Annotated in this window: 8 protein-coding genes; 4 read left to right on the top strand and 4 right to left on the bottom strand. The window is 61.5% G+C overall.

Annotated features, from left to right (window positions below):
- Together AC1DX0_RS26585 and AC1DX0_RS26580 are read right to left on the bottom strand one after the other, a co-directional pair.
- Nucleotides 1–928: branched-chain amino acid ABC transporter permease (locus tag AC1DX0_RS26585; protein WP_477357411.1), on the bottom strand; the 928-nt coding region annotated here is incomplete at its 3' end.
- A 10-nt stretch (nucleotides 929–938) separates the two neighbouring features.
- Complete coding sequence (locus AC1DX0_RS26580) at nucleotides 939–1,838, bottom strand: branched-chain amino acid ABC transporter permease (RefSeq protein WP_477222625.1); 900 nt, start codon at nucleotides 1,836–1,838, stop codon at nucleotides 939–941.
- 87 nt (nucleotides 1,839–1,925) lie between these two features.
- Between AC1DX0_RS26580 and AC1DX0_RS26575 the strand changes: the two genes are divergently transcribed.
- Both AC1DX0_RS26575 and AC1DX0_RS26570 read left to right on the top strand, forming a co-directional pair.
- Nucleotides 1,926–2,186: a hypothetical protein gene (locus AC1DX0_RS26575; protein WP_477222626.1), complete on the top strand. Its 261-nt coding sequence runs from the start codon at nucleotides 1,926–1,928 to the stop codon at nucleotides 2,184–2,186.
- A 237-nt stretch (nucleotides 2,187–2,423) separates the two neighbouring features.
- Nucleotides 2,424–3,590 (top strand): ABC transporter substrate-binding protein, encoded by a 1,167-nt coding sequence (locus AC1DX0_RS26570; protein WP_477222627.1) that lies wholly within the window; start codon nucleotides 2,424–2,426, stop codon nucleotides 3,588–3,590.
- An 81-nt stretch (nucleotides 3,591–3,671) separates the two neighbouring features.
- Here AC1DX0_RS26570 and AC1DX0_RS26565 read toward each other — a convergent pair whose 3' ends face one another.
- A complete protein-coding gene (locus AC1DX0_RS26565) occupies nucleotides 3,672–4,544 on the bottom strand; it encodes an MBL fold metallo-hydrolase (RefSeq protein WP_477222628.1) in 873 nt (290 codons plus the stop codon).
- 167 nt (nucleotides 4,545–4,711) lie between these two features.
- Complete coding sequence (locus AC1DX0_RS26560; protein ID WP_032899629.1) at nucleotides 4,712–5,638, bottom strand: LysR family transcriptional regulator; 927 nt, start codon at nucleotides 5,636–5,638, stop codon at nucleotides 4,712–4,714.
- Nucleotides 5,639–5,743: 105 nt separating this feature from the next.
- On the opposite strand from AC1DX0_RS26560, the gene AC1DX0_RS26555 reads away from it, so the two are divergent.
- Both AC1DX0_RS26555 and AC1DX0_RS26550 read left to right on the top strand, forming a co-directional pair.
- The gene (locus AC1DX0_RS26555) at nucleotides 5,744–6,748 is read left to right on the top strand and encodes an NAD(P)-dependent oxidoreductase (protein WP_477357409.1); all 1,005 of its coding nucleotides are present in this window, start codon (nucleotides 5,744–5,746) and stop codon (nucleotides 6,746–6,748) included.
- Nucleotides 6,749–6,772: 24 nt separating this feature from the next.
- Nucleotides 6,773–8,194 (top strand): MmgE/PrpD family protein, encoded by a 1,422-nt coding sequence (locus tag AC1DX0_RS26550; RefSeq protein ID WP_477357407.1) that lies wholly within the window; start codon nucleotides 6,773–6,775, stop codon nucleotides 8,192–8,194.
- Nucleotides 8,195–8,278: the final 84 nt, after the last annotated feature.

The following is an 8,278-nucleotide window of genomic DNA, read 5'->3' as shown; positions in this document are numbered from 1 at the left end:
GCGTGATGGCGAGAATAGAAAGCGCGCCATAGACGATCTCCTGCAGCCACGGATTGATGTTGACGACGTTCGGGAACATCGAGACGAACATCGCGCCGATCACAGGACCGATCGTCGTGTTGATGCCGCCGATCAGCACCATCACCAGAACATTGAGCGATACCGACCAGTCGAACTGGCTCGGAGACACGACGCCCAGGAAGGAGAACAGCCATCCCGCTCCGCCGGCCATCGCCGCCGAGACCCCGAAAACGCCGACCTTGATCGCCGCGGTGCGCGCGCCCGCCGCCTCCGCGAACGGTTCGGCGTCGCGGATCGAGAGCAGGATCGGATAGAACGGTGAATGGCGGATGTTCCAGACCAGCATCAGGCAGAGCAAAAGCCCGGCCATCGTGCACCAGACCAATGGCGAGCCGAGCCACTGCAGACCGTCTGGGAAGTCCGGAAAGGCCGGGCCGAGCAAACCTTGAAGCCCGCCGGTGACATTGACCATATCGGTCGCGAGGACCGTCAGCACCAAGGTGAAGATAAAGGTGGTGATGGCGAAGTATAGGCCGCTGACGCGCAGGGACATGGCGCCGACGGCCACGCCGACGAGGCCGGCCGCGACGAGCACGATCACCAACAGTCCGAAGACATTCCAGCCATAGTCGTTGGCGACGATTGTCGTCGCATAGGCGCCGATCCCGAAGAACCCACCCTGGCCAAGAGAATAGAGCCCCAGCATGCCCGCTACGAGATCCAGGCTGATGGCGAGGATGCCGAAGACGGCGGCCACCAGCACGAGGTTTTGCAGGCCGAGATCGGATCGCGCCACATAGGCCGTCGCCGCCAGGTAAGCCAGAATGACGGCAAGAAGCCCCACGGTGCGCCAGCCGCCGGCTTGCGGGATGGCCGCCGATGCCTGGCGATCGGTCGTGAAATTCATACCCCGCTCCTCAGCGGCTCGCCGCTGCCGGACGGCGCGGACGGAAGAGCGGATTGCTGGCACTGAACAGACCCTTGGGCGAGACGATCAGGATGACGACGAGCACGATGAAGGGAAACCAGTCCGAAGCCTGTGAATTGATGAGCCCGTTGGCGCCTTCGGCACAGACGCCCAGCACAAGACCGCCGAACATGGCAGCGATCGGCCGCTCCGTGCCGCCGCCGATCATCATGGCGATGAAGCCATAGGTACCGAACGTGTCGCCTAGATAAGGGTTGGCGAAGGTCGTCGGCCCGATGAGCAATCCGGCGATGCCGGCAAAGGCCGCGGAGATGGCGAAAGCGACGATGGCGACCACGGTGGTGTTGGCGCCGATGGCGGATGCCATTTCCGGATCCGCTGCCGTCGCCATGCCGAGCTTGCCGAACAGCGTATATCGTCGCACGATTTCGAAGCCGGCGGCGAGAATGGCGGCGGTGGCGATCGCGAGAAGCTGCTGGCCGGTGAGCACGGCGTTTCCGATCGGCACGCTGATGCTGTTCAGGATTGGCGGGAAGGCCTGCGACGTCGGCCCCCAAATGTAGGCGGCAGCGTTCTCGACGATCACCGCGAAGCCCAGCGTTGATACAAGCCAGCCGAAGCTGAAGCGGTTCGACAGCAGGATTGGCCGCACGGCAATCAGATAGGACAGAACGCCAATGATGCACGATGAGACCAGCCCGGCAGCAGCGGCAAGCCAGACCGGATAGCCGGACGATACCAACTCTGCGGTGATCATCACCGTCACCATCATCAGCTGGCCCTGGGCGAAATTGATGATGCGAGTGACGTAGAACGAGATTGCCAAGGCCATGCCGATGAGACCGTAGACCGATCCTATGGCAATGCCACTCAGCAAGAATTGCAGCACTGTTGGCTCCCCATCATCCGGCCGTCACCGGCTTTCTTGCCGCTTCGACCGCTCCGCGGAAGTCGCGTCCGTCCGGTCGACCCTACCATGTTCACGGGACCTGTCGGGCCGGGCTTCCTGTCGCAACGTCCGCATTTGACACGCTGCGCCAATACCGAACACCTAGTCGAAAAAGCCCGCGCGGAAATAGCTAATGCCGGTGACATAACAGCTATGAGGAACGCGACGAACGGTGCGCCGACCCGACCGATAACAGAAGCGCTGCGCGCTGACGAAAAACGCATGACCGATTTCTTCGTCAATCGCAGGCAAGACAAAAAATCTTTTTATATCAATCGTCTAATCTGATGGAAGCGCTCTCTCTTGTGAGCCTCTCCCGCCGCGATCGCGCCAATGTAATTCCTTCCGGGGCTGCATTTTGGGAGAGTTCTTACCCCGTCCCGAGCGGCTTACCCCGCGTTGACAAGATGGGGGTCGTGGGTGGCAAAATTCCGGGCGAAGACACGCGCGTCCCAGTGAGGCGCAGGGCAAAAAGGGCGATCGGATTGTCGGAGACAGGCCCGCCGATCGCAGGGAGGGAACAACATGAATAAGCTCGCGACGACGTCTACCTTGCTGCTGGCCGCAACGGCCTTATGCGGTGCAACCATCCAGACGAATGCTGCCGACGACTATCTTGTTGGCCTGATCGCCGGCACCACCGGTGCCTACGGTTCGACAGGCGTTGCCACGGTCAACGGTTCGCAGATGGCGGTCGATGAGGTCAACGCCGCCGGCGGCGTCGACGGCCATATGTTGAAGCTCGACGCGCACAACGACAACGCGTCGGCGACACTGTCGGGTCAGCTCTATCAAAAGCTGATGTCGGCCGGCGCCATTGTCATCGCGGGTTCCCCCGATACCGGCCCGGTGACCGCGCAGCTTGCCGAGCGTCACAAGTTCCCGACGATCGGCGTCGTCGACGACGGCGGACTGACCGTCAACCCGAAGGGACCGACGAGCCCACCAAATCCATGGGTGTTCGACTTCGGTCTCAACACCTTCGCCTGGGGTGAGAAGATCGGCGAGCACGCCCTGAAGCATTGCCCCGACGGGCTTGCCGTGCTGCACGATCCCTCGACCTACGGACAGGGCGGACTCTTCGGCATACAGCTGGCCTACGACAAGGCTGGCAAGAAAATTGCGATGGATCACACCATCACCGAGAACTGGTCGACGGGCGCCACTGCCGGCCTGATGCCCGAAGTCAACGCCATCAAGGCGGCAGGCATCAAATGCGTGGATGTGTGGCTGACGCCGCAGGACCAGGCCGCGTTCATGCAGGACCTTCACTCGATCGGCTACGAAGCGATCGTATACGGCAATGACGAGACGAATGCCGACGACACCTTCTCGAGCCTGGCAGGCGACCTGTCCGACGGCATGATCACCGCCATGCTGACCACCGAACTGCACCCCAGCCCGGAACTCCTGGCATTCCGCGACGCCTATAAGAAAAAATTCAGCGTCGATGCCACGCCCTTCTCGGCAGGCGCCTACGACAGCATCAAAATGCTGGCGCAGGTGATCAAGGATGTGAAGTCGACGAAGCCGGGGGACCTGCAAAAAGGCTTCAACGCCGTGAAGGACTTCAAGGGCATGACAGGCAATATCGGCTTCTCGGAGACAAGCCACATCACCATCACCGCGGCTCAGGTCACGCTCGTCAAGCATGACGCCAAGAGCAAGACCTGGGTTGAAGTCACCGATTGATCGGACTGTCGCACCTCCCAAGCGCGAACAGAAACGGGCCGGCTCCTCCTGGAGCCGGCCCTTGGCATTTTCATGAACCGCCTAGAGCTGGACCCGCCAGGCTTCGGGTACAAGCCGAAAGCCGTCATGGGCCTTCACCAGATGGGCAAAGCCCGGCAGATGCAGGTGGCCGCCAGTGACGAGCAGGCGCTCGCTTGCGACATGGTTGAAAATCTTGCGGCGGTTTTCAGCTGCCAACGCCTCATCGACATCGAACTCGCTGGTAATCTGAGGCAGGGGAATCTGGAGTTCCGGCACGTGCACCGTGTCGCCCCACATCACCAGTGTCTCGCCGGCGGAATCGAGTTGATAGCCACTGTGGCCCGGCGTGTGGCCGGGAAGCGGCAACTGGGTGATGCCCGGCATCACTTCGCCTCCGTCCACCGGGCGAAAACGCCCGCGATGGCTTGAAAGCAAGGCGTCGGCGGAACCTGTATAGGGTACCGCAGCGGCCGAGCGACCGCGCCGCTCGGTATCGGACCAGAAGTCGAAGTCATCCTTGTGGACGATGATGTCGGCGCGCGGGAAGAGTGGCTTGCCGGCTTCGTCCATCAGCCCGCTCGAGTGATCGGGGTGGATGTGGGTCAGAAGAACCGTGTCGAAGTCCGAGAGCTTGAAGCCCGCTGTGGACAGGTTGTGCGGTAGTTGCCCCATCGAAAAGACCGTTGTCGACCCGCCGCCGGCGTCGACGAGTATCGTGTTCGAGTCGGTCTCGATGACAAACGCATTGACGGTGAGGCGGGGACCGCCCTCGTGGAAATGCTCCCGCATCAATGCTTCCATGTCGCCACGTTCTGTCCCACGCAGAATGGCCATAGGGATATCGAGAAAACCGTCATTGATCACGGTGACCATGGCGTCGCCGACCTTGCGTCTGTAGACGCCGGGGGTCTGCTTTCTTGGCTCGTCGGTCATGGTGCTCCTCCTCCAGACGGGGCGTGCACACGCACGGACCCTCCTCCTCGCGTTTCGCCACAATGTGACCGCTGCGCGCAGCCAAGTGAAGCGAACTCACTGATCGGGTTCGGGATAACAGATATATCGCTTCCGGCATGACGCGGGACCGATGACTGGGAGAAGCCTTACGGCTTCGGCTCCCAGATTCCCATTTTGCGCAGAGCGCGCACTTCGTCGCGTATCATGGTCGTCAATGCCCGGATAACGGTGGTGGTCGGCCGCTGACTAGATGTTGCGAGCAGCAGCTCCCTTTCAATCGACGGATTCTGGATCCGCCAGTAGCTGATCTTGCCTTGCGCAACCAGGTCGTGGCAGCTCGAATAGGACAAGATCGTGTAGCCCATTCCGGCCTCCACGAGGCGTAGTGTCGAAGGCATCGCCTCGACCTCGACTTCGATCCTGGGCTCGATGCCGACCGCGCCGAAGATGTGGTCCAGCAGCACTCGCAACCCATGCGGCCGTGCGGGAAGGATCATCGGTATCTTCGAAACGACTGCGGCGTCGACGGGTGAGGAACCGAGATTGCAGGGATCGTTCTTGGCGCCGAGGAGGAATAGCTCGTCGCGCAGGATCGGCTCCGCCAGCAAATTGTTCATACGCGGCGCATTGTAGAGCACCGCCACGTCGATCTTGCCCATGACGAGCCATTCGAGGAGATGGCCACTGAACCCCTCGACCACCCGCATGCTCACCTGCGGGAACTGCTCGTGAAAATGCTGGACGAGGGGCGCGGTCAGGACAACTCCCACGGATGGGGGCATTCCAAGCACGATCGCACCGCGCGGGTTTGATCGCATTGCCCCGAGTTCGCTCGTTGCCCGCGAGGCCTGCTCGAGGATTGCGGACGCATAATTCTGCAGAAGCTTGCCCGCCTCGGTCAGGACAATGCCACGGCCGTTGCGGTAAAGAAGCGCTATACCGACACTCTCTTCCAGGGACTTGATTTGCCTGCTGAGAACCGGCTGGCTCACGGACAGCGCGACGGCGGCCCGCGAAAAGCTCCCGAATTCCGCAACTGCTATGAATAGCTGGAGCTGCCTTAGATCGAACATGGGCTTTGCCTCGTCGCACAATGCGGAAGATCGAATTCCGTTGTCATGCAACGAATTGACGAGTTTGGGATACATCGAAAGCGTTGACAAGCGTTCGGCAGGCCCTTGGCAAAGCTGTTATGCGCGTTGCGAGCATTATCGCAAGGGCAGGAACTGGCCTACTCTGAGCCAATCCGAAGGCTGGCCAGATCCACTATAGATTCGAGAGGAAAAGTCGTGCAGCGTCAAACGCTTGGGTTCATCGGCCTCGGCCGTATGGGTGCGCCGATGGTGCGCCGACTGACCGAGGCTGGTTACCATGTGGTCGTCTACGACAAGCGGTCGGACGCTGCCACGGAACTGCCTACCGAACACACGACATTTGCTGCATCACCCCAAGCGGTTGGAGATGAGGCCGGCATCGTGTTCTGCAGCCTCCCGACGCCCGCCATCGTCAGGGACGTGGTGTTGGGCGCGAACGGAATCGCGGCCGGTTCGAAGGTCAAGACTATTATCGATGTGTCCACAACGGGACCAAGCATGGCAAAGGTCATCTCCGAGGCATTGGCGAGCCGAAGCATTGCATGGGTCGACGYACCGATATCTGGTGGGATTGCAGGTGCGCGCAACGGCACGCTCGCCGTTATGGTTTCTTGCCCCAAGCAGACCTATGAGGATGTCGAACCGGTGCTGGCCAATTTTGGCCGCAGGTTTTATTGCGGCGAAACGCCCGGGAGCGCCCAGGTTGCCAAGCTTGGAAACAACATGATCGCCGCCGGCGTCATCCTTCTGTCGGCGGAGGCCCTCGCAATGGGCGTCAAGGCCGGCCTGGATCCCACGGTGATGTGCGACATCATCAATGCTTCGAGCGGGCGAAACAGCGCGACGCAGGACAAATTTCCTCGTGCCGTGTTGCCAGGAACATTCGACTTCGGGTTCTCGACCGCCCTGTCCTACAAGGACGTGCGCATGTGTGTTGATGAGAGTGAGAATTTGGGCGTGCCCATGGTTGGCGGTTCTCTGGTGCGCCAGATGCTCGCAGCCACCAACGCCCGCTTTGGACCGGAATCGGATTTCACGTCGATGGTGCGTATCATCGAGGAATGGGCCGGCGTGGAGATCCGCGCCTAGGACCTGCGTTGTGGAGAGCAGCAGATGACGACGCGTTCAATGGAACTGGCAGCTGCATTGGCCAGCCTTGCTGCGCCAGTTTTTGGTCCGGCGACCATCAGCAAAGCCAAGCTGTGCCTGCTCGATTTTCTCGGCTGTGCATTCGAGGCTTCAGAACTGGAGCCAAGCCGACAGGCGGTCGCCGCGATGCCGGCGGCGGCAGGCGGCCACATGATTGGCGAGAGAGCGACGGCGACACCGGCGGACGCAGCATTTGTCAATGCGGTGAAAGGCCATGGCCTGGTCAGGGAGGACATGCACGCAGCATCGGTTTGCCATCATGGCGTGGTTGTCTGGCCGCTGCTTCTGGCCCTGGCTGAAACGGATACCTTTTCCGGTATGGAGCTGCTCCGGTCGGCGGTGGTCGCCTATGAGGTCGGCGGACGTCTCGGAAGGATGCTGATCGATCCGACGGTGTCCTCACTTTTCCGCCCAACTGGACTGGTCGCTCCTATCGGATCGGCATGCGGTGGCGCCTGGATGCTGAAGCTCGACCAACAGCAGATGGCTGCAACGATTGCCTTGGCTGCCAACACCGCGTCCGGACTGAACCAGTGGCCGCACAGCGGCGGGTCGGACATGTTCTTCCACCCAGGCTTTGCGGCCCGAAACGCCTGGATGGCGGTTCGGCTGGCCAAAGCCGGGGCGTTTGGAAGCCCTGACATATTTGAAGGACGGTCSGGATATTTTGCTGCGCTCGCAAGGCGGCCTATGACGGGCCGGGTCGAACTCTTCCCCAATGGGGAGGCGGATATCCTCAACGTGTATCACAAGGCGGCGCCGGCCTGCAATTTTGCCCAGACGGCCTGCCAGACCGCATTGAAGCTCGTCGAGATGATCGGCCCCGAGGCCGCACCGGTCGAGCGCATCCGCATAAGCGTTCCGACCGCCGCCGCTGCGTATCCAGGGTGCGATCGGACCGGACCATTCGAAAGAGCACTCCAGGCGAAGATGAGCATTCCATTCGGCGTGGGAGCCGTGTTTGCACACGGCCGGCTGTCGGAGGATATCTACAGCGATCTCGCCGATCCCGAGACGGTTCGCCTGATCGGAGTGAGCGAACTGGTTGCCAGCCCGGATCTGACAGCGCTGTTCCCAAACCAGCAGGGCGCGGCAATCGACGTGGTTCTCGGCGACGGCCGCAAGCTGTCGATGGGCCTGCCCGATGTCGTGCCCGCCACCGAGGCACAGGTGCGCGAGCGCTTCCGCCTCGCCGCTGCGAATATCCTCGGCGTTGCCGAGGCCGAGGCCATCGAAGAATTTGTCGACAGGCTGGACACCAAGAAAGATGCCGGCCGGCTGCTGCCGCTTTGCGCGGCTAAGCGGGCGGCCAGAAGACAAGCAACGCGAACGCCGGCACAAGGGGCCGGCAAAGGCAAGCGTCTGCCGTCGAGGCAGAGCCTATAAACAGTCCCAACCAGGAGCAGTCATATGTCTAAGGAAGTCCTCGAACGCGGCTTGGCGATCCGGAAGGAAGTGCTGGGCAAGGAG

It is taken from the genome of Mesorhizobium sp. P3_A9 (assembly GCF_056402975.1).
This window is presented reverse-complemented; position numbering and strand designations above follow the sequence as displayed.

Coding starts and splice junctions, on each gene's coding strand:
- AC1DX0_RS26575 (WP_477222626.1), top strand. CDS start 1,926: ATGTTCACGGGACCTGTCGGGCCGGGCTTCCTGTCGCAACGTCCGCAT.
- AC1DX0_RS26570 (WP_477222627.1), top strand. CDS start 2,424: ATGAATAAGCTCGCGACGACGTCTACCTTGCTGCTGGCCGCAACGGCC.
- AC1DX0_RS26565 (WP_477222628.1), bottom strand. CDS start 4,544: ATGACCGACGAGCCAAGAAAGCAGACCCCCGGCGTCTACAGACGCAAG.
- AC1DX0_RS26560 (WP_032899629.1), bottom strand. CDS start 5,638: ATGTTCGATCTAAGGCAGCTCCAGCTATTCATAGCAGTTGCGGAATTC.